The organism is Sphingopyxis macrogoltabida (genome assembly GCF_001307295.1).
Lineage (GTDB): Bacteria > Pseudomonadota > Alphaproteobacteria > Sphingomonadales > Sphingomonadaceae > Sphingopyxis > Sphingopyxis macrogoltabida_B.
On record NZ_CP012700.1, the window covers coordinates 1,507,900 to 1,529,007 of the forward strand.

Consider the following 21,108-nt stretch of genomic DNA (forward strand, 5'->3'; position numbering starts at 1 on the left):
GCCGCTCTTTGCGAGGAGCGGTGATGAGCGAGGATATCGGAGCGGCGGGAGCGAGTGCTCTTGTGACTGGTCATATGAGTGATCGTATGAGCAGTCGGATCGCGGTCGTTGGCGGCCGTCGCCGTTGGTCGGTGGATCAGAAGCTGTCGATCCTGCGCGAGGCATTTGGCCCCGACGGCTCGGTCTCGGCGACATGCCAGCGGCACGCGGTCGGCAGCGGGCTGCTCTATACGTGGCGCCGACAGGCCCTGGCTGGCGGTCTGACGGGAGCGAAGCGCACGCCGGCACCCTCGTTCGCCGAGGTGGAGGTGTCCGTTCCGGCCCCGGCGACGGCAGGCAGCGGCCAGATCGGGATCGATTCTAATGACTGTGAAGGACCAAGGTCCGCATAAAGACGCTTCCTTGATCTTCTCCGACACGACGGGCGAAGCCGGGCAAAGAGAACATGTGCGAGAACATGCGCCGGTGCCTTTAGTCGTGAAACGACCTGGACATTGCATCGGCTACCCGGCCATCGGCGCGCCGTCGTTCAAGCGCACTTCATTTGCAGTGAGGATGCCCGACGACTAATCCCATTGGTAGAACATTGATGCTGCCGGTGAGGTCAAAACCTCAGTAAACGGCGTTTGATTGGAGTGGATTGAATCACATCTGCTGTCGTCGCCGCATAGGGAAGAAATCGATCAATCAACCGTTCGAGCTCTCTCAAATCTGTAACATAAGCCTTGGCGACTAAGCAATTATCGCCTGTCACGCGGTCAGCTTCCACCATTTCAGGTGTTTCAGCGAGCATTGCGACTATGCGTGGTATCTCACCAGCAGCGGGACGCAGACGAAAATGGGCACCGATCGGCTGTCCGACCACCTGGTTATCGACTGTGATCGTGTAACCGGCAATTACACCTGAATCTTCCAATCGACGCATTCGTTCCGTTGCGCTTGGCGAGGATAATCCGATTATTCGAGCAATCTCGCGTATCGTGAGACGCGCATTTTGGCTTAGCGCAAGGCAAATAGCTCGATCAACAGGGTCAAGGGCGCGCGCGATGTACCGGCTTCGGTTCATGATGAAAGTCATGCTCCGTGCGCCTATTTTTGGACATACCGGGAAAGCGGGATTGACCCCGTTCATGCGCTGGCGTTCGCAATAAACAACATTCGACCAGACCGGGAATGTGGGCAGGTTCGACGCCTAAGCGATCGCGCGTGCAATTCGCGCTACCCGCAAAGCAGGGCAAAATCGTATGCTGGCGCCGTCCCGGCTATCTGAACTGGCTTAGCCTTGCGCCGCAAATCACAGCCATAGGCGACGATGCCCCGACAGCTATTTGTAAAGCTCGCGGGCATGATCTTCCCTTGCCTTGCGAACGGCGCGCAACACCCTGACGATCTCCCGCTCAACGGCCTTCTCGCTGATACCGAGCCGATGCGCGATACGGTCGTATCCAAGATTTTCAAAGCGGTGCATCAGGAACACTTCGCGAGTGCGCTTCGGCAAGCGGGCTATCGCCCACTCGACCCGCGCAATCTCCGGGTCGACATGTTCGTCAAGTCTTGGAACCACCGGGGGCGGGACCAACAGGTCTCGGATCGTGCGCGCGAAGCGGGCGGCCATGTTGTCCTCAGCCACGGGCTTTCCTCCGCCTAGGGCGAGAGTGTCCGGTTATGTCACGCACATGGTCCAGCAGTTCTCTGAGTAAGAGTGGAATGTCCGGCAGCGATGCGGGGACCGGGGGGCGCGAACCGTGGATGTCCGGATTTCGCCAGACGTTATAGGGCGAGAGCACAGTGGCCAGGCGCTCTAGTTCCGGGGATTGATAATTGAGGCCGGTCACATTGGCATATGCCAGTGCCGTGCTGATGTGCAGGCCGATGTTCCGGGCGCACCATCGATCATCAAAACCAACATCCAGGAGATGCGAGCTTATCGCCATCTGGGCAACGATGCCGGTCTGGTACAGAAGATCGCCCGTATCGGGGAAACGCAATTCCTCAATCGCGAGGGCGAAACTCTCGCCGTTCCGATAGCGAACTGCGCTTAATACCCGGCCCTCGCGTGATCTCACTAGCATCGGGAATGCGGGGCGCTGATCCTCCAATAAAGGTGTCAAACGGCGTTCAAAAGGGACCCCCGATCGGCGTCGAAGAGGGACCCCCTTTTCGGATAATATGATGCTGGTTTGTTGAAGATGGCCTTGCGCTGCGTGCGGCGGAGGGCGGGCGTAGCCCGACCGGAGGCGCGCGCAGCGCAAGATAGATTTTTGAAGGCGCCGAAGGTGGCTGTCAGCTGCGGTTTTTGAAGCGCCAGCTGTCGTTGCCCGTCTCGACGATATCGCAGTGGTGGGTGACGCGGTCGAGCAGCGCCGTGGTCATCTTGGGATCGCCGAACACGGTCGGCCATTCGCCGAAGGCGAGGTTCGTGGTGATGATGACGCTGGTCCGCTCATAAAGCTTGCTGATGAGGTGGAACAGCAACTGCCCTCCCGAGCGGGCGAACGGCAGATAACCGAGCTCGTCGAGCACGATCAGGTCGAGCCGCGACAGCTGCGCCGCCAGGGTCCCGCCTTTGCCGATCCGGGTCTCCTCTTCGAGGCGTGTCACCAGATCGACGGTGTTGAAGTAGCGGGCGCGAGCGCCCCTTCGCACGACATTGGCGGTGATCGCGATGGCGAGGTGGGTCTTGCCTGTCCCCGTGCCGCCGACCAGCACGATATTGCGGCGAGGCGGGAGGAAGGAGCCATCGTGAAGGGAGCGGATCATCTCCTCATTGATCGGTGTGCCCTCGAAGCTGAACCGCTCCAGGTCCTTCACCACGGGCAGCCTCGCAGCCGTCATCCGATAGCGGATGGAGGCTGCATCCCGGTGGGTCGCCTCAGCACGGAGCAGGTCGGTCAGTATCTCCATGGTGGTGCGCTTGCGCTGGAGGCCGGTGGTGACCGCCTCGTCGAACGCCGCCGCCATGCCCTTGAGTCCGAGGCCGCGCATCGTGTCGATCATATCATGCCGCTGCATCATAGCCTCGCAGCAGATCATAGCGGGCACAGTCGGCGAGCGGAGGATGCTGCAGCATCCGGTCTTCCGAAGTGACGATGCTGTGGGGTGTCGCCGGCTCGCGGCGCCGGGAGAGGATGTTGAGGATCAGCTCGTCGCTGGCCGTTCCGTTCGCCAACGCTTCGCGCACGGCAGCCTCTACCGGCTCCAGGCCATCGGTGAGCACCGCCGAGAGGACCCGCACGAACCTGCGATCGGCCTCGTCCCCGGTGCCGAGCCTTCGCCGTAATCGGTGCAGGGCGGGCGGCAGATCCCAGTCCTGGAACGGTGCGCCGTTACGCAGCGCGCCGGGCTTGTGCGCGAGGACCGGCAGATAATGCCAGGGATCGTATATCGTGCGGTTCCGACCGAAGTGGCGCTCATGCTCCCCGACGATCGCATCGCCGCAGCGTATGACGATGCGATCGGCATAGGAGCGCACCTGAACGGTCCGGCGTGCGGCCGTCGACATGACCGAGTAGCGGTTGCGATCGAAGCTGATGAGGCAGGTGCCGGTGACGGCATGCTCGCTCTCATGGAAGCCGTCGAACGGTGCCAGGATCGGCTGCAGGGCCGGTCGCTCCATATCCAGCGCCTCGGCGACGGTAATATCCCCGCGTTCGGGATGGGCATGATGCTCGGCCCAGCGCCGGCACTCGGCCTCCAGCCACCCGTTGAGCTCGGCCAGGCTGGCGAACCGGAGTCGCGGCTGGAAGAAGCGGCCTCGGATCGTCTGGACCTGCTGCTCGACCTGGCCCTTCTCCCATCCCGCCGCCGGCGAGCAGGCGGTCGGCTCGACCATGTAATGATCGGTCATGATCAGGAAGCGGCGGTTGAACACACGCTCCTTGCCGGTGAACACGGCCGTCACCGCCGTCTTCATATTATCGTAGATACCGCGTCGCGGCACACCGCCGAAGAACGCGAACGCCCGGGCATGGGCATCGAACAGCATCTCCTGGCCCTCGCGCGGATAGGCCCGGACATAGGGTGCGCGCGAGTCGCAGAGACGCATATGCGCCACCTTCACCCGCATCGGCTTGCCGGCGATCTCCACATCCTCGTGGCTCCAGTCGAACTGGTAGGCCTCACCCGGCTGGAAGGTCATCGGGATGAACGCCGGTGCGCCTTCGCCAGCATCCTTCCGCCGCGCAGCACGCCAGCGCGCCGCATAGCGGCGCACCGCATCATAGGATCCATCGAACCCCTCGCGCACCAGCAGGTCATGGATACGCGTCATCCGTAGCCGATCGCGGCGGCCGCGACCTTCGTTCTCCTCAAGCAGCGCATCGAGACGATCCTGATAAGGACCGATCCGCGGCAGCGGCTGGACTTTGCGCTGATAGTTGAACGCCGCCTCCGGCGACCGGATCGCTTTGCGGACGACCTTCCGCGACAAACGAAGGTCACGAGCGATCGCCTTGATCGCCTTACCCGCTGCATGCTCACGCCGAATCCGAACCACTGTCTCCACGATCAACATCCCGTTCTCGCCAACTGATCAAAACCAGTCGGCCGACTAAATCCCCGGGATGAAGGGGTCCTTTTTGCACGCCGATCACCCCACGAAGGGGGTGCCTATTGCACGCTGATCCTCAAATAAAGGCGAAGCCGGGTCGGGCGCCGGTTTGACTATCCTGACCGACTTAGATCGGGGGCTGGGGGCTTTGTTGATCATGTCGCCTCCGTCGCTGGCGTGATTCGGCCTCAATTCATCTTCCGCCGAAAAGCCTAAGCTTGTTTACGCTATCGTTTATATCATAAACGGTAGCGTATATGCAAATAAACGATGTCATTAACGCGATTCTCTTTGAGATTGTGCGCGACGCCGATAGCGACGACGGCATGGGACGCCCGCCGCTCGGAATGAAAGCCACGACCATCCGGCTATCCGTGGACACGATCCGCCGGATCGAAGCGCAGGTCGGTAACCGTCAGCTTGCGAAGTTTATTCGCGAGGCGGTCGAGCAGGAGCTGCGGCGGCGAGAAGAAGAGCAGAAGCTTTAAGCCCCACTGTGTTGATCGACTGCGTTTTGCCTATCTGTCGCATCGATCGAAATATCGCTCCACGGGTGTCTTGCTTGGGTTTGAACCAAGACAGTTTCCTACAGACCTTGTTGGTACCGCTGGAGCGGAGGACGGCTATCAGTTCGTTAGCGTCCGCGCTCGTGGTGTAATTTCCGGTGTAGGCGATGGTGTATTCCGGGGTGGGGCATGCCCCACCCCGGAATGCGGCGTCGCTGGTGGCCACCGGGTTCATCGTTATGGTGGAGTTTGCACACTTCAACCGTGACGAAGAGGAGTTCCCGATGACCGAGGACAGATTACTGATCGAAGAGCTGGCTGCAAAGGGCGGCCAACCGGATTTTTTGCGCACCATCGCCGAGAACGTGCTGCAGCTGATCATGGAGGCCGACGTTGATGGCCTGATCGGCGCGGGTCGCCACGAACGCAGCAGCGAGCGCGCGACCTGGCGCAACGGCTATCGCGACCGTTCGCTGGATACCCGGGTAGGCACGCTGAACCTGAAAATCCCCAAGCTGCGTGCTGGGTCCTATTTTCCGGGCTTCCTTGAGCCCCGCAAGATGGTCGAGAAAGCGCTGGTTGCGGTGATCCAGGAAGCGTGGATCGGCGGGGTCAGCACCCGGCGGGTCGATGAACTCGTCCAGGCCATGGGCATGACCGGCATCTCCAAGTCCACCGTCTCCAAGCTTTGCAAGGACATTGACGAGCGCGTCCATGCCTTTCTGAAACGCCCGCTCACCGGCGAATGGCCGTATCTCTGGCTCGATGCCACCTATCTCAAGGTACGCGAAGGCGGGCGGATCATCAGCGTTGCCGCAATAATCGCCATGGCCGTCAACACCGAGGGCCGGCGCGAGATCGTCGGCCTGCATATCGGCCCCTCGGAAGCGGAGGTCTTCTGGTCCGACTTCCTGAAGGACCTTGTTCGGCGCGGTCTTACCGGCGTGAAGCTGGTCATCTCCGATGCTCACGAGGGCCTCAAGGGCGCGATCACCCGCGTCATGGGCGCCACCTGGCAGCGCTGCCGGGTGCACTTCATGCGCAATGCCCTGTCCTATGTGCCCAAGGGCCAGAACACTGTCGTCGCCGCCGCGATCCGCCAGGTCTTCCTGCAGCCCGATCAGAAAAGCGCAACGCAGGTCTGGCGACAGGTCGCCGACCAGTTGCGCACCCGTTGGCCCAAGCTCGGCGCCTGCATGGACGAGGCCGAAACCGACGTGCTCGCCTACACCGGCTTCCCCACCCAGCACCGCACGAAGTTACACTCAACCAATCCGCTCGAGCGGCTCAACAAGGAGGTCAAGCGCCGCGCCGACGTCGTCGGAATCTTCCCGAACGAAGACAGCATCATCCGCCTCGTCGGGGCTGTGCTGATGGAGCAGAACGACGAGTGGCAGCTCCAGCACCGATACATGCAGATCGAAGGCATGGCCGAACTCAACCAACCCATGATCGAGGAGGAAAATCAGCCCCTACACATCACCGCCAAAGCCGCCTGACGATGGCCCACGGCCACAGCCGAAATTACACCACCTTGACGGACGCGACCATCAGTTCGCCATCATTTGGATTCCGGCCGATGAATGTTGGTTTCCCGCCGGAGTGACCGGCTGGCGCCCGGGCCGTGTCAAATATTGGCTATCCGCGTTGAGCCACTCGCTGCTTCTTCCAGTGTCACCAACCTTGGTCGCGTCGGCGCCGGATCATTGATCGCGTCCGGACAATTCAATTGCGGATTGCGACAGGTGATTTGGCCATCTTGGACGCGCCAAAATTTTTGTGGGCGGCGATTAATGCCTCACAAACTTACACAAAGCCTTACACACTTTTTGGATTGACGAAAATAAAGCTATATATTATATATGCTTACGGTTGTCTCGCCCCACTCAAAATCGAGTTCCGCAAGGAGTGCTGGTTCGAGTCCGGCCAGGGGCACCACAATCCGCATATCATTGGGCGTAGTTTCGCCCTTAGGCCCGCCTTTTGGGCCATCCGGCGAAGCCTGGGGGCTGGTCAATGCGAGCGCGTGGCTTGCGGCAACGCACCTTCCAGCCCGATGATCCGCGCGCGATTCTCGATGTTTTCTTGGTTCGCCGTCAGGGCAAGCCCGCATAGCTATGCCTTGTTGCATCGATGCGACCCATGCGACATGCCTTCGTCAACCCGGCGGCATGCCGGCAAGGGAGAGTCATGAGCGAAGCCATCGTCACGGTCGATATTGGCGGAACCCACGCGCGCTTTGCGATCGCCGGGGTCGAGGGCGGCCGGGTCCTCTCGCTCGGCGAAGCGACGACGCTGCACACCAGCGATCATGCGAGTTTCCAGACCGCCTGGCAGGATTTTGCGCGCCAGCAGGGCGGAAGCCTGCCGCGCGGTGTCGCGATCGCGATCGCCGGGCCGACGCGTGGTGAAATCATTCGCTTCACCAACAACCCCTGGATCATTCGCCCGGCCTTGATCCGCGAAAAGCTGGATGTCGAGCGCCACATACTCGTCAATGATTTCGAAGCCGTGGGGCACGCCGTTGCACAGGCCGATACCGCTTATTTCGAGCGACTTTGCGGTCCTGACGAACCGCTGCCCGAAACCGGCACGATCAGCGTGATCGGTCCGGGCACCGGGCTTGGCGTCGCACATGTCTGGCGCGATGGCGGCGCTTACCGCGTCCAGGCGACCGAGGGCGGCCATATCGATTTCGCGCCGCTCGACAGCATCGAGGATGCGATCCTTGCCCGGCTGCGCAAACGGCACCGGCGGGTGTCGATCGAACGCGTCGTGTCGGGGCCGGGTATCGTCGATATTTACGAGACGCTCGCCGCGCTCGAAGGCCGCGCGGTGACTCCGCTCGACGACAGGGCGATCTGGACCAACGCGCTGGGCGGCGAGGACAGCTTGGCAGCGGCGGCAGTCGATCGTTTCTGCCTGTCGCTAGGTAGCGTGTCGGGCGACCTCGCGCTGGCGCAGGGGGCGAGCGGGGTGGTGATTGCGGGGGGGCTTGGCTTACGGATTCGCAGCAGCCTCGTGCAATCGGGCTTTCCCGAGCGCTTCGTCGAGAAGGGGCGGTTTGAGGGCTTCATGTCGGCGCTGCCGGTGAAGCTAATCACGCATCCGCAGCCTGGCCTGTTCGGCGCCGCCGCCGCTTTCGCGCGCCAATATAGCTGACGCAAATATCGCTGGCGTCGCGCCGCGAAAGACGGCAGCTATGAGGCGAAAGGAAAGCGCCTCCGATGTCCGCCCGTCCCGTCCTTGGCATCATCGCCTGCAACCGGCAGGTGGGAGCGGAATATGCGCAGGCGGTGATGAACCGCTATGCGACGGCGGCGATGCGCCATGCCGATTGCGCGGCGCTCCTGATCCCGTCGCTGCCCGAATATATGCGCGCCGACGAGATCGTCGGCCGTCTGGACGGCGTGCTGCTCACCGGGTCACCGTCGAATGTCGAACCGGCGCGTTATGGCGAAGACGATGCGGGCGAGGGACCGTTCGACCCCGACCGCGACCGGATGATGCGCGATCTTGTCGAGGCGGTGATTGCGGCGCAGCGCCCGCTGTTCGGCATCTGCCGGGGGTTTCAGGACATCAACGTCGCGCTCGGCGGGACGTTGCGGCGCGACACGGCGACGAACGGCGAGCTGCTGCGCCACCATACGCCCGACGGGACGCTGTTCGACGCGATGTTCGATCATCGCCATCATGTCGACCTGGCCGAGGGCGGCATGCTGGCGTCGGCCTATGGCGCTTCGTCGCTCGACGTCAATTCGGTGCATTATCAAGGCATCGGCCGGCTCGGCGACGGCCTGTCGGTCGAGGCACGCGCCCCCGACGGGCTGGTCGAGGCGTTCAGTGCGCGGCCGAACGGCGCGCCCCTGCTCGCTGTGCAGTGGCACCCCGAATGGGCGGTCGACGGCAACAGCGAAAGCCAGACCTATTTCCACCTGCTCGGACGCGGGTTAAGGGGGGAATTATGAACCGCCGCGTCACCCGCTACGATCGCTATCTCGCGCGGCTCTGCTTCTCGCCCTGATGTTCCGGAATCCGGTTTTCCGTTTCCAGACAATCAGGAGTTTCTTATGCCCCGCAATCACGACATCGCCGAACTGCGCCGCCTCGACGTCGCGCACCATCTTCCCGCGCAGGCCGATTGGGCCGAAATCGAAAGGCTTGGCGGCAGCCGGATCATCACCCATGCCGAGGGATGCTATATCCACGACGGCGACGGCCACCGTATCCTCGACGGGATGGCGGGCCTGTGGTGCGTCAACGTCGGTTATGGCCGCGAGGAACTGGTCGAGGCCGCGGCGGCGCAGATGCGCGAACTGCCTTTCTACAACACCTTTTTCAAGACCGCGACGCCGCCGACGGTGACGCTCGCGGCGAAGATCGCCAGCCTGACCGGCAACCGCCTGCCGCATATCTTCTTCAACGCCTCGGGCAGCGAAGCGAACGACACGGTCTTCCGCATGGTCCGCCATTACTGGAAGCTGAAGGGCGAGCCGAAGCGCACCGTCTTCATCAGCCGCTGGAACGCCTATCACGGTTCGACCGTCGCCGGGGTGTCGCTCGGCGGGATGAAGGCCATGCATGCGCAGGGCGACCTGCCGATCCCCGGCGTCGAGCATGTCCGCCAGCCCTATGCCTTTAACGAAGGGCAGGGGATGACCGAAGAGGAATTCTGCGACGCGTGCGTGCAGGCGATCGAGGACAGGATCCTCGATGTCGGCCCGGAAAATTGCGCCGCCTTCATCGGCGAGCCGGTGCAGGGCGCGGGCGGGGTGATCATTCCGCCGAAGGGCTATTGGCCCAAGGTCGAAGCGGTCGCGCGCAAATATGGCCTGCTGGTGGTTGCCGACGAAGTTATCTGCGGGTTCGGGCGCACGGGCAAGATGTGGGGGCACGAAACGATGGGGTTCACCCCCGATCTGATGCCGATGGCGAAGGGGCTGTCGTCAGGTTACCTGCCGATCTCCGCCACCGCGGTCGCGGAGCATGTCGTCGAGGTGCTCAAGACCGGCGGCGATTTTGTCCACGGCTTCACTTACTCGGGTCACCCGGTCGCGGCAGCGGTCGCGCTCAAGAATATCGAGATCATCGAACGCGAAGGGCTTGTCGAGCGCACCGGCAGCGTCACCGGGCCGCATCTCGCCAGGGCGCTCGCGACGCTGAACGATCACCCTCTGGTCGGTGAAACACGCTCGATCGGCTTGCTCGGCGCGGTCGAGATCGTGGCCGACAAGCAAAGCCGCGCGCGCTTCGGCGGCGCCGAGGGCACCGCCGGACCAATGGCGCGCGATGCGTGCATCGCCAATGGTTTGATGGTCCGCGGTATCCGCGACAGCCTGGTCATGTGCCCGCCGCTGATCATCACCACCGACCAAATCGACGAGATGGTTGCCATCATCCGCAAATCGCTGGATGAAGCGATGCCGAAACTTCGCGCTCTCTAAACAGGAAAGACCAAGACCCTATGCCTTCCGGCCTTTTTGCCCTGCTCGACGATATTGCGACGATCGCCAAGGTCGCCGCGGCGAGCATCGACGATATCGGCGCCGCGGCGTCGAAGGCCGGGGTCAAGGCGGCGGGGGTGGTCGTCGACGATACGGCGGTGACGCCGCGCTATGTCACCGGCTTCACCCCCGACCGCGAGCTGCCGATCATCTGGCGGATCACCAAGGGGTCGATCTTCAACAAGCTGGTGCTGATCCTGCCGGCGTTGCTGTTGCTGTCGACCTTCGTGCCGTGGGCGATCACGCCGCTGTTGATGCTGGGCGGCGCCTATCTCTGCTTCGAGGGCGCCGAAAAGGTGATTCACTCGTTGCAGGAGGACAAGACGAGCCTTGCCGAAGACGCCGAAATCGTCGCCGACAAGGATCATGAAGAGGCGATGGTGAAGGGTGCGGTGCGCACCGACTTCATCCTGTCGGCCGAAATCATGGTCATTGCCCTCAACGAAGTGCTCGACGAGCATTTCGCGATGCGCGCGGCGACGCTGGCGGTCGTGGCGGTCGCGATCACCGTTGCGGTCTATGGCGTCGTCGGGCTGATCGTGAAGATGGACGATATCGGTCTGCATATGGCGAAGGAGGGCAATAGCGCGCGCCGGGCGATCGGCCGCGGACTGGTGTCGTTCATGCCCAAGCTGCTGTCGGCACTGGCGGTGATCGGCACTGCGGCGATGCTGTGGGTCGGCGGGCAGATCGTCCTGCACGGCCTGCACGAATATCATATCGGCGGTATCGCCGAGGCGCTGGAATCGCTCGCGCATTCGATCGCCGGCGGTCTGCCGCTCGAGGGGCTGTGGACCTGGCTGATCAAAGCGACCGGCGACGGTATCTTCGGGCTGGTGCTCGGCGGTGTGATCGTCGGGGTGATGCATTTCGTGCCGGGAAAAAAGGCGGCGCATTAAATCACATCGTCATTGCGAGCGCAGCGAAGCAATCCAGAGTGGTTTACGCAAGCTCTGGATTGCCGCGTCGCCTTCGGCTCCTCGCAATGACGAAGAAATCTATCCCAGCAAGACTACCGGACTGTCCGCCCGCCAGTGCATACTGACCTTGTCGTCCCAGGTGAAATCTTCCTGATCGTGGCGCGACAGGTTGGGACGCGAGACGCGGAGGCGCGCTCCCGATTCCAGCAGTATGTCATAGAGGGTGATGTCACCGAGATAGGACATTCCCTTGATGCAGCCGCGCGCGAAATTATGACCGTCGGGAGCATCCTGCGCTGCGGCGCGGACGGCTTTGCCTTCGCCCGGGACATGCAGATAAATTTTCTCGGGCCGGAGCGCGACCCAGACGTCGGCGCCGTGCGGGCCGGTGACCCCGTGATTGAGATAGACCCTGCCGAGCCCCGGACAATCGACCGCGGCCTTGTCGGGTTCGTCGAGTGTCAGTTTCCCTTCGAAGACATTTACCGACCCGACGAAATCAGCGACGAAGCGGTTAGCAGGATATTCGTAGAGGTCCGACGGGGTCGCGAGCTGCGACACCTCGCCCTTGTTGATCACCGCGATGCGGCTGGCCATCGACAGCGCTTCGTCCTGATCGTGTGTTACCGTCACGAACGTAATGCCGACCTGATCCTGCAACTCGGCTAGCTCGAACTGCATCTGCGCGCGCAGCTTCGCGTCGAGCGCCGACAGCGGCTCGTCGAGCAACAGCACCTTGGGCCGCATGATCAGACTGCGCGCCAGTGCAACGCGCTGGCGCTGGCCCCCGGACATCTGGTCGGGCATGCGGTCCTCGAACCCGCCGAGCTTGACCAGGTCGAGCGCCTCTGCGACGCGATCTTTGACCTCGCCGCCCTTCACGCCGGCAATCTTCAGCCCATAAGCGACATTGTCGGTGACGTTCATGTGCGGGAATACGGCATAGCTCTGGAACACCATGTTCACCGGCCGCTTGTTCGGCGGGATGCCGGCCATGTCCTGCCCGTCGATCAGCACCTTGCCCTCGGTCGGCAGCTCGAACCCCGCGATCATGCGCAGCAATGTCGTCTTGCCGCAGCCCGACGGGCCGAGCAGCACGAAGAATTCGCCCGCCTGGATGTCGAGGCTGACATTGTCGACCGCCGTCACCTTGCCGAAGCGTTTCGAGACGTTCTGGATCTGGATGATCGGCGGTTTGGTATCGGTCATGGTCAATGGGTTTCCGCTATCGCCTTCACGCCCTGAAGCTTCAGTGCGACGGCGGTCAAAACGATGGTCAGGATGATCAGGATGGTCGAGGCGGCGTTGACTTCGGGGGTCACCGAGAAGCGCACCATCGAATATACCTTTACCGGGAAGGTGATCGTGTCGGGGCCGCTGGTGAAATAGGTGATGACGAAATCGTCGAGGCTGAGCGTGAAGGACAGCAGCGCGCCCGCGACGAGCGCGGGCTTCATGTGCGGGATCAGCACGTCGCGGAACACCGCCCATTCGCCGGCGCCGAGATCCTTCGCCGCTTCTTCCTGTTCGCGGTTGAAGGTCGCGAGGCGCGAGCGCACGACCATTGTCACGAAGGGAAAGCAAAAGGTGATGTGCGCTATGGTGATCGCGCCGAGATTGAACGGCCAGACGAGGTCGGTCGGCCAGCCGATCGCGGCAAAGAACATCAGGAAGGCGACGCCCATGCAGATTTCGGGGACGATGATCGGCAGCGAGATCGTTCCGTCGATGGCGCCCTTCAGCGGGAAGCGGAAACGCCAGAGCATGACCGCTGCGACCGCGCCGAGCATCAGGCTGACGATCGTCGCCAGCGCCGCGATGGTCAGCGAATTGACCAGCGCTTCGACAAGCTGGTCGTTACCCAGCGCCTTTTCGTAATATTTGGTCGTGAAACCGCGCCACACGACGTTGCGCTTGCTGTCGTTGAAGCTGAAGATCATCAGCACGAAGAGCGGCGCGTAGAGGAACAGCATGACCAGCCCGACCCACAGCCGCATCCACAGGGTGCGGCTATATTCGAGCGGAGCGATCGGGGTGCGACGGAAAAGCGCCATCAGTGAACCTCCGGCACCTTCTTGCGCATCGCCTGCAGCGCGATGAGGATGAACATGGCGTAGATGAGCAGGAAGGAGAGGGCAGCGCCAAAGGGCCAGTCGTTCGCTTTCTTGAACTGGCGTTCGATCACATTGGCGATCATCTGGCTGTCGGTACCGCCCATCAGGTCGGGGGTGAGATAAGCCCCCAGCGCGGGGATGAGGGTGATCATCACGCCGGCGATGATCCCCGGCGCGGCGAGCGGAACGACGATGCGCATGATCGTGCGGAAATGCCCGGCGCCAAGGTCGAGGCTGGCCTCGATCAGGCTGCGGTCGAGCCGGTCGAGCGCGGCGTAAAGCGGCAGCACCATGAAGGGCAGATGGACATAGACAAGCCCGAAGACGACGGCGAAGTTATTGAAGAGGAGCTGCACCGGCTCCCACGTCGGCAGCGGCTGCATGCCGACGAGCGTGCGGAACCAGCTCGCGCCGCCCCACAGGGTTTCGAGCCCCTTGTTCGCATAGCCCTGCGTGCCGAGCAGCATCATCAGCGCATAGGTGCGGATGAGGAGGTTGGTCCAGAAGGGCAGCATGATGCCGAGCAGCAACCACGGCCGCCATTTTTCGCTGGCAAAGGTGATCGCCATCGCGACCGGAAAGCCGATGATCAGGCAGATCAAAGTGACCAGCGCAGCGACCGCGAAGCTCTTGCCGAAGATGGTGACGTAAAGCCATTCGGTCGCGCGCTTGTAATTTTCGAGGGTGCCCGAAAATTCGATGTCGGTCAGGCCGCGGTTCTCGCCGAAGCTGTAGACCCAGACGATCGCCATCGGGATCAGGAAGAACAGCAGCACCCACAGGATCGTCGGAAGCGAAACCGCCGCGAAGACCCGTTTATTGGATTTCCAGTCCTGTTCGGCCACCCCCCGATGCCCCCTTCAGACCGTCAGGCTGCCCGCACCTTGGTGAAGGCTTCCTCGTACAGCGGCTGCAGCTTCTCGTTGAACTTCGCATATTCGCACTTCGCGAGCACGTCCGCGGGCGGGAAAATAACCGGGTTATTCTTGTACGTGTCGGGCATCAGCGCCTTCGCTGCGGCGTTCGGGGTCGGGTACAGGATCGTTTCGGTGATTTTCTTGCCGACTTCGCCGTCGAGCAGATAGTTGATGAAGGCGTGCGCATTCTTCGGATGCGGGGCGCCCTTCGGGATGCAGAGCGTGTCCGAATTGAGCTGACTGCCTTCCTTGGGCACGACGAAATCAAGATCATCATCTTCGACCATCGCCTGCGCGATATCGCCATTATATTCGAGCACGACGTCGCAGTCGCCCTTGAGCAGCAGGTCCTGCCCGTCGTCCTCGTGGAATTTCTTCACATAGGGCTTCTGCTTGATCATCATCGCCGAGATCGTCTCGATATCCGCCGGGGTCAGCGCGTTGACCGACTTGCCAAGATATTTGCCGTAGAGGCGGAACATGTCGCCGGCCTCCGACAGCCAGGCGATGCGATCCTTGTACTCGGGGCTGTCGAACAAGACTTTCCAGCTGTCGGGCTTCGCCTTCACCTTCGACTTGCGATAACCGATACCGAGCACGAGCCAGGTATAGGGCAGCGAGAACTTTCGTCCCGGATCATAATCGACGTTCATGAAGGCTGGATCGACATTCTTGATGTTCGGGATCTGCGCATGGTCGAGCGGCTGGAGCATGTCGGCGCGCGCCATCCGCTCGACAAAGTCGTTCGACGGCACGATCACGTCATAGCCGGGGTTGCCCGCCTTGAACTTCGCGAACAGCGTGTCGTTGCTGTCGAACAGGTCCATGGTGACGTCGACGCCGCTGGTTTCCTTAAAATCGTCGAGCGTCGTCTCGCCGATATAGGTGTCCCAGTTGTAGAAGTTGAGCTTGGCTTCCTCGCCGTTCGCGAGCTTCTTGCCTTCGCTCTTGCTGCAGGCGGCCATGCCGCCGAAGCTGATCCCGACCGCTGCGACCCCCAGCGCCTGCAGCAGTGAGCGACGACCCCGAGTGGCTTTGAGCAGTTCGTTCAGATCCATGGCTGGCCTCCCTGTATGTGGCGTCAAGCTGACCCAATATCGGCGGCTTGAAAAGGGGGTATTTTGCGGTGCAGCGCCGAATCTCTCAAAGAAACCGGCATCAATTCATGCGTTGCGCAGATACCAGTCGTAATCGAGCGTCGGGACGACGCCGAAATAATTGTCCTGCTCGACGCGCTTGACGATGCTGAACATGTCGACGAACCGCTCGCCGAGATAATCGCGCATCAATTTCGAGGCGTGAAAGCGGTCGACGGCGGCGAACCAGTTCGACGGCGGCCAAAATTTCTTAAAAGCCTCGTCGCCGGCGTTGTCGCGGTCGTAGCCGTTGCCGACGACCGCGACGCCGGGGTCGGCCTGTGTCGCCATGCCGTGATGCATACCGGCGAGAACTGCGGCGACGGCGAGATAGGGGTTGGCATCGGCGCCGCAGGCCCGATGCTCGACGTGGCGGCTCGGCGGCGGACCGGCGGGAATGCGGAACGAGACGGTGCGGTTGTTGACGCCCCAGGTCGGCGCGACGGGGGCGTAGCTGTTCGCCTTGAACCGCCGATAGCTGTTCGCATGCGGCGCGAAGAGCGCGAAGCCGTCGCCGACGCTGCCGATCATCCCGCCGATCGCGTGGCGGAGGGCGGGGGTGCCTTCGGGATCGTCGCTGGCAAAGATGTTCGCCCCTGCATCGTCGTTCACCGAGACGTGGATATGCATGCCGCTGCCCGCCTGTCCGGCAAAGGGCTTGGCCATGAAGGTTGCTTCCAACCCCTGTTGCTGGGCGATCGCCTTGACGAGCCTTTTGTACATGATCGCATCGTCGCAGGCGCGCAGCGCATCGGGCTTGTGCCGCAGCGTCAGTTCGAACTGGCCGGGCGCGAATTCGGAGATCGCGCTTTCGAGCGGCAGGTCCTGAACGTCGGTCGCGGCATAAAGCGCGTCGAAGAAGGGCCGGAAGTCGTCGAGTTCGCGCAGGCCATAGACCTCGACATTGCGCGGCGTATCGCGGTTGTAGGCGGGGCGGGCGGGGCGAATGGCGCCGTCGCGGGCGCGGCGCGGATCGACGAGATAGAATTCGAGCTCGACCGCCAGCACCGGCGTCAGCCCGTCGGCGGTGAAACGGTCGATCACGCCGCCAAGCACATGGCGCGGATCGAGGTCGTGCGGCGTGCCGTCGAGCTCGTAAAAGTCGACAAGGAATTGCCCGGCATGATCGCCGCCCCACGGGGTGCGGACGAGGGTGCCGGGGATCGGCTTCATCGAGCGGTCGGCGTCGCCATCCTCCCACACCAGCCCGGTTTCGACGGTGTCCTGCCCGGTGATATCGACGACGGTGATCGATCCGGGGAACATCCGCCCGCTGTCATACACCGCCAGCACCTCATGCTGGCGCAGCCGCTTGCCGCGCGGCACGCCGCCCATGTCGGTGTAGATCATCTCGATCGAATCGACGTCAGGGTTGGCCTTGAAAAAAGCTTCCGCCTCCGACCGCGGCGCCACTACGCCCGATGATTTCGACATCGCCCCTCTACTCCTTCAACGCCTTTGCGCAGTCGGCGAACGCGCCGACCAGCCGGTCGATCTGGTCGTCGCCGGTAACCGGGCTCACCAACATCATATTGTGGAACGGCGCCAGCAAAATCCCGCGATTGGCGAGGAAGAGGTGGATCGCGGCCTCGAGTTCGGGGTGCATCGCTGCCTTCGCCTCGCCGCCGTTGCGGGGCGGGGTGGGACAGGTCAGGAATTCGACCCGCGCGCCGACCTGGGTGAGGTGCCAGTCGAGACCGGCGGCGGCGATTTCCTGCTCCAGCCCCGCGACCAGCCGCGCGGCCCCGCGCAGCATATGATCGTAGGTGGCGGGGGTAATGACCTCGGACAGCATCGTATCCATCGCGGTGATCGCGAGCGCATTGGCGGACAGCGTCGTGCCGATGCCGCTGTGTCCTGCGGGACGCGAACGATTCAGCGCCGCCATCCGGTCGGCCACCGCGGCGCTGAAGCCATAGACCGCGCACGGCACACCGCCGCCGATCGACTTGCCCACGACCATTAGGTCGGGCTTCGGTCCATGGACGACACCGTGACCGCCATAGCCGGACGAGATGGTGTGCGTTTCGTCGAACACCAGCAGCGTCCCGGTTTCGTTGCACAGCGCGCGGAGTTTTTGCAGGAAGCCCGGCGCATCGCGAACCATGCCGACATTGGTCATGACGGGTTCGGCGAGGACGCACGCGATGTCGCCGCCGCGCAGCGTCGCCGCGAGGGCCTCCTCGTCATTGAACTCGATCACGGTCGTCGTGCCGCGAAGGTCGTGGACCTGCCCGATCAGGCTCGCGCGCATTGCGGCGTCGCCGTCTTTCCGGTCGAGAAACGCATCGTCGACCGCGCCGTGATAGGCGCCGTTGAAGATCAGGATCTTTGGCCGCCCGCTGATGCCGCGGCACCACCGGATCACGGCGCGATTGGCCTCGCTGGCGGTGGTCGTGACCTGCCATCGCGGGAGGCCGAACATCGCCGCAAGCGTTCCGGAAAGTGCGGCGCCGCGTTCGGTGGGCAGCATGTAGCTAAGCCCCTCGTCCGCCTGTTTCGCCAGCGCGGCGGCGAGGGCAGGGGGTGAGTGGCCGAACAGGCTTGCGGTATCACCGAGGCAGAAGTCGTCGTAGCGCTGGCCGTCGATACTGGTCAGCGTTGCATCCTTTGCCGCGGCGGCGACGATCGGGACCGGGCTCGGCCAGTCGGCCATCCAGTGGAAAGGCACCGACTGGAACCAGCCCGTCGCCGCTGCATGATGCGCGAAGGCGCGAGGGTTGGCGGCGCGGAAGCGTTCCGCCTCGCGGCTCGCCATGCGCGCGATGGCCGCATCGGATATCACCCGAGCTTGTCCTTCATCGCATAATAGAGCAGCCCGAGCGTCGCCAGCGGGCGCCGAAGCCATTTGCCGCCGGGGAAGGGCGTAGACGGCAGGTTCGCCAGCACGTCGAAACGCTCGGCGGTGCCCGCCATCGCTTCGGCGATCAGTTCGCCCGCCAGCGTGGTAATCATTGCGCCATGGCCGGAAAAACCGTGGGCGTAAAAGACATTCCCGCGCCGTCCGATATGCGGCAGGCGGTTCATCGTCACCGCCACCGCGCCGCCCCAGCCATAGTCGATCTTCGCATCGGCGATCTGCGGGAACACCTCTGCCATGAAAGGCCGGACGAACGCCGCGATGTCGCGGGGCGGGGTCTGCAAATAGCGTTCGCCGCCACCGAAAATCAGGCGCTTGTCGGCCGAAAGACGGAAATAGTTTAGCACGAAGCGGCTGTCGGCGACCGCGGCATCGCTCGGCAGCAGCGCCTCGGCGTTCGCCAGCGGTTCGGTCGCGATATTATAGTTCATGATCGGCACGGTGTAGCGGCCGAGATCGGGTTCGACGTCGCCGATCCAGCTGTCCGTGGCGTCGATGACATAGTCGGCACTTATGGTGCCGCCGAGCGCCTCGACCGTTAGCCGATGGCCGGCTGCGATGCCGAGCGCGCGGCTGTCTTCCAGAATGACGACGCCCGCCGCGATGGCGGCCTTGCCGAGCCCCAGTGCGTAGTTGATCGGGTGAAAATGCCCACCCTGTGGATCGTAGACGCCGCCATGATAGAGCGGGCTCGCGATGTGGGCGGACATTTGGTCTTTGGCGACGATCGAGCTGTCGTACCCGAAGCGCGTTGCAAGATATTCCGCCTCGCGCCGCATCGCACCGAAGTCCTTTGGCGTCCACGCCGCCTCAAGATGGCCGGCTTTCAGGGCGCAGTCGATCCCGTGTTTATCGATCCGCGCCTTCACGCGGTTTTGGCGCCAGCAAAGATCGAAAAGTGCGTCGGCCCGGTCGCATCCGAACTCGCCTTCCAGTTCGGACGCGGTCCAGCGGAGGCCGGGAATCAATTGCCCGCCATTTCGCCCCGACGCGCCGAAAGCGATCTTTTCCTTCTCCAGGAGGATGACCGACAATCCGCGCTCCGCGCAGGCCAACGCGGCTGAAAGGCCAGTGAAACCTCCACCGATGACGGCAACATCGCACCGCCGATCGCCATCGAGGCGCGGTTGCGGCGCCCAGCGGTGTGCGCTTCCGCCATAGTAGCTGAAGGTCAACGGATCGGTCATCGCGACGGTTGCGTCAGACCCGCATCAGCAGATGTTCGCGCTCCCAGCTCGACACCACGGACTGGTAGTTGAACAGCTCATAATCCTTCACCGCGAAGAAGATTTCGAAGAAATCGTCGCCCAGAAGATTGCGGACCTTCTTGCACGAGGCGAAGCGGTCGAGTGCCGCTTCCAGGGTCCGCGGCAGGGTGCGCGCGCGGTTATAGGCGCTGCCGGTGATCGGTTTCGGCGGCACCATCCGGTCGACCATCCCGATATAGCCGCAGACGAGCGACGCCGCGATCGCCAGATAGGGATTGCTGTCGGCGCCGGGCAGGCGGTTCTCGACGCGGCGGTTGTTCTTGTCCGACACCGGGATACGGAAACCGCACGAGCGGTTGTCAACGCCCCACTGGACGTTGATCGGCGCCGCGCTGTCGGGCCGCATACGCCGGAAACTGTTCACATTCGGCGCCCACATCGGCGAAATCTGGGGCATGAAGCGGATCAGCCCGGCGACATAGGAGCGGAAGGCGGCACTGTCGCGGCCGTTGGCAGTCGCGAACAGGTTGCGCCCGGTGTCGACATCGACAACCGACTGGTGGATGTGCATCGCGCTGCCCGGCTGGCCCGCCATCGGGTTCGCCATGAAGGTCGCATAGACGTCATGCTGTTTCGCGACGTTGCGCACGACGCGCTTGAACAGGAACACCTCGTCGGCGAGACGGAGCGGGTCGCCATGCTCGAAATTCACCTCGAGTTGTGCCGCGCCCATTTCGTGGATCATCGTGTCGATATCGAGCCCCATCAGCTCGCAATCGTCATAGATATGATCGATGATATCCTCATATTCGTTCATCGCCTCCAGCCCGTAAGGCTGGCTCGCGGACTCGCTGCGGCCCGAACGGCCGGTCGGCGGCGTCAGCGGAAAGTCGGGGTCGGCATTCTGCGAGACGAGGTAGAATTCGACCTCGGGCGCGATGATCGGTTTCCAGCCCTTTTCGGCATAGAGCGCGAGCACCTTTTTGAGGATGGTCCGCGGCGCGATGTCGACCTCGCTGCCGTCGCGGTTGTGAACGTCGGCAATCACGAAGGCCGTCGGCGACGTGAAACCGGGGGCGACGCAGATCGTCGACGGGTCGGCGATCAGTATCTTGTCGGGATCCTTGTCCCAGATATCGTCGATATCCTCGGGATAGTGGCCGTCGATCGTGCAGATGAAGACGCTGCCCGGAATGCGCAGCGACTTGTCCTTCACCGATGACAGGAACTTCTTCGCCGGCAGCACCTTGCCGCGCTGGACCCCGTTGATGTCGGGGATGATACATTCGACTTCGTCGATCTTATGTTCGCTGATCCATTGTTCCAGATTGACTGACATGTGCCCCCGATTGGGCGCAGAGACACGCCCGCTTGTGCAGGTGCAGCCTATCGTG

At 62.8% G+C, this 21,108-nt stretch carries 20 protein-coding genes; 7 read left to right on the forward strand and 13 right to left on the reverse strand.

What is annotated here, in order from left to right; translation table 11 throughout:
* Positions 1 to 23: 23 nt before the first annotated feature.
* On the forward strand, positions 24 to 392 hold the full coding sequence (locus tag AN936_RS07055) for a transposase (RefSeq protein WP_054587518.1): 369 nt from the start codon (positions 24 to 26) through the stop codon (positions 390 to 392).
* A gap of 212 nt (positions 393 to 604) precedes the next feature.
* Here AN936_RS07055 and AN936_RS24060 read toward each other — a convergent pair whose 3' ends face one another.
* The 5 genes from AN936_RS24060 to istA all read right to left on the reverse strand — a co-directional run bounded on the left by AN936_RS24060 (position 605) and on the right by istA (position 4,513).
* A complete protein-coding gene (locus AN936_RS24060) occupies positions 605 to 1,078 on the reverse strand; it encodes an Lrp/AsnC family transcriptional regulator (protein WP_158500063.1) in 474 nt (157 codons plus the stop codon).
* Between the two features lie 246 nt (positions 1,079 to 1,324).
* The gene (locus AN936_RS24065; protein WP_084758229.1) at positions 1,325 to 1,630 is read right to left on the reverse strand and encodes a sigma factor-like helix-turn-helix DNA-binding protein; all 306 of its coding nucleotides are present in this window, start codon (positions 1,628 to 1,630) and stop codon (positions 1,325 to 1,327) included.
* Complete coding sequence (locus tag AN936_RS25450; RefSeq protein ID WP_234715770.1) at positions 1,623 to 2,099, reverse strand: hypothetical protein; 477 nt, start codon at positions 2,097 to 2,099, stop codon at positions 1,623 to 1,625. Before AN936_RS25450 ends, AN936_RS24065 begins: the two co-directional genes overlap by 8 nt.
* Before the next feature lie 184 nt (positions 2,100 to 2,283).
* Positions 2,284 to 3,012, reverse strand: coding sequence for an IS21-like element helper ATPase IstB (gene istB, locus AN936_RS07070; protein WP_031304487.1), 729 nt, complete (start codon positions 3,010 to 3,012; stop codon positions 2,284 to 2,286).
* Entirely contained in the window at positions 2,999 to 4,513 is a 1,515-nt protein-coding gene (gene istA, locus AN936_RS07075; RefSeq protein WP_021238707.1) for an IS21 family transposase, read from the reverse strand. Before istA ends, istB begins: the two co-directional genes overlap by 14 nt.
* Before the next feature lie 293 nt (positions 4,514 to 4,806).
* Here istA and AN936_RS07080 point away from each other — a divergent pair, with 293 nt between their 5' ends.
* The 6 genes from AN936_RS07080 to AN936_RS07105 all read left to right on the forward strand — a co-directional run bounded on the left by AN936_RS07080 (position 4,807) and on the right by AN936_RS07105 (position 11,458).
* Complete coding sequence (locus AN936_RS07080; RefSeq protein ID WP_054587521.1) at positions 4,807 to 5,037, forward strand: hypothetical protein; 231 nt, start codon at positions 4,807 to 4,809, stop codon at positions 5,035 to 5,037.
* Positions 5,038 to 5,339: 302 nt separating this feature from the next.
* On the forward strand, positions 5,340 to 6,554 hold the full coding sequence (locus AN936_RS07085; RefSeq protein WP_006954973.1) for an IS256-like element ISSpma2 family transposase: 1,215 nt from the start codon (positions 5,340 to 5,342) through the stop codon (positions 6,552 to 6,554).
* A gap of 691 nt (positions 6,555 to 7,245) precedes the next feature.
* Positions 7,246 to 8,217 carry a glucokinase gene (locus AN936_RS07090; RefSeq protein ID WP_054587522.1) on the forward strand — a complete coding sequence of 324 codons (972 nt, stop codon included), beginning with the start codon at positions 7,246 to 7,248 and terminating at the stop codon, positions 8,215 to 8,217.
* Between the two features lie 65 nt (positions 8,218 to 8,282).
* Positions 8,283 to 9,023, forward strand: a complete 741-nt coding sequence (locus tag AN936_RS07095; protein ID WP_054587523.1) for a gamma-glutamyl-gamma-aminobutyrate hydrolase family protein — start codon at positions 8,283 to 8,285, stop codon at positions 9,021 to 9,023.
* Between the two features lie 102 nt (positions 9,024 to 9,125).
* Positions 9,126 to 10,499 carry an aspartate aminotransferase family protein gene (locus AN936_RS07100; protein ID WP_054587524.1) on the forward strand — a complete coding sequence of 458 codons (1,374 nt, stop codon included), beginning with the start codon at positions 9,126 to 9,128 and terminating at the stop codon, positions 10,497 to 10,499.
* Between the two features lie 20 nt (positions 10,500 to 10,519).
* Positions 10,520 to 11,458, forward strand: a complete 939-nt coding sequence (locus AN936_RS07105) for a DUF808 domain-containing protein (RefSeq protein ID WP_054587525.1) — start codon at positions 10,520 to 10,522, stop codon at positions 11,456 to 11,458.
* 99 nt (positions 11,459 to 11,557) lie between these two features.
* Here the strand turns inward: AN936_RS07105 and AN936_RS07110 are convergent, their stop codons facing one another.
* The 8 genes from AN936_RS07110 to AN936_RS07145 all read right to left on the reverse strand — a co-directional run bounded on the left by AN936_RS07110 (position 11,558) and on the right by AN936_RS07145 (position 21,053).
* Positions 11,558 to 12,688, reverse strand: coding sequence for an ABC transporter ATP-binding protein (locus tag AN936_RS07110; protein WP_054587526.1), 1,131 nt, complete (start codon positions 12,686 to 12,688; stop codon positions 11,558 to 11,560).
* 2 nt (positions 12,689 to 12,690) lie between these two features.
* Positions 12,691 to 13,533: an ABC transporter permease gene (locus AN936_RS07115; protein WP_054587527.1), complete on the reverse strand. Its 843-nt coding sequence runs from the start codon at positions 13,531 to 13,533 to the stop codon at positions 12,691 to 12,693.
* On the reverse strand, positions 13,533 to 14,438 hold the full coding sequence (locus AN936_RS07120; protein ID WP_054587528.1) for an ABC transporter permease: 906 nt from the start codon (positions 14,436 to 14,438) through the stop codon (positions 13,533 to 13,535). Before AN936_RS07120 ends, AN936_RS07115 begins: the two co-directional genes overlap by 1 nt.
* A gap of 23 nt (positions 14,439 to 14,461) precedes the next feature.
* Positions 14,462 to 15,568 (reverse strand): ABC transporter substrate-binding protein, encoded by a 1,107-nt coding sequence (locus AN936_RS07125; RefSeq protein ID WP_054587529.1) that lies wholly within the window; start codon positions 15,566 to 15,568, stop codon positions 14,462 to 14,464.
* Between the two features lie 105 nt (positions 15,569 to 15,673).
* Positions 15,674 to 17,080, reverse strand: a complete 1,407-nt coding sequence (locus AN936_RS07130) for a glutamine synthetase family protein (protein ID WP_054587530.1) — start codon at positions 17,078 to 17,080, stop codon at positions 15,674 to 15,676.
* Between the two features lie 7 nt (positions 17,081 to 17,087).
* Positions 17,088 to 18,431, reverse strand: coding sequence for an aspartate aminotransferase family protein (locus AN936_RS07135; protein WP_084758230.1), 1,344 nt, complete (start codon positions 18,429 to 18,431; stop codon positions 17,088 to 17,090).
* Positions 18,428 to 19,693 carry an NAD(P)/FAD-dependent oxidoreductase gene (locus tag AN936_RS07140; RefSeq protein WP_054587532.1) on the reverse strand — a complete coding sequence of 422 codons (1,266 nt, stop codon included), beginning with the start codon at positions 19,691 to 19,693 and terminating at the stop codon, positions 18,428 to 18,430. The genes AN936_RS07135 and AN936_RS07140 overlap by 4 nt, the downstream gene beginning before the upstream one ends.
* A gap of 13 nt (positions 19,694 to 19,706) precedes the next feature.
* Complete coding sequence (locus tag AN936_RS07145) at positions 19,707 to 21,053, reverse strand: glutamine synthetase family protein (protein ID WP_054587533.1); 1,347 nt, start codon at positions 21,051 to 21,053, stop codon at positions 19,707 to 19,709.
* Positions 21,054 to 21,108 lie beyond the last annotated feature (55 nt).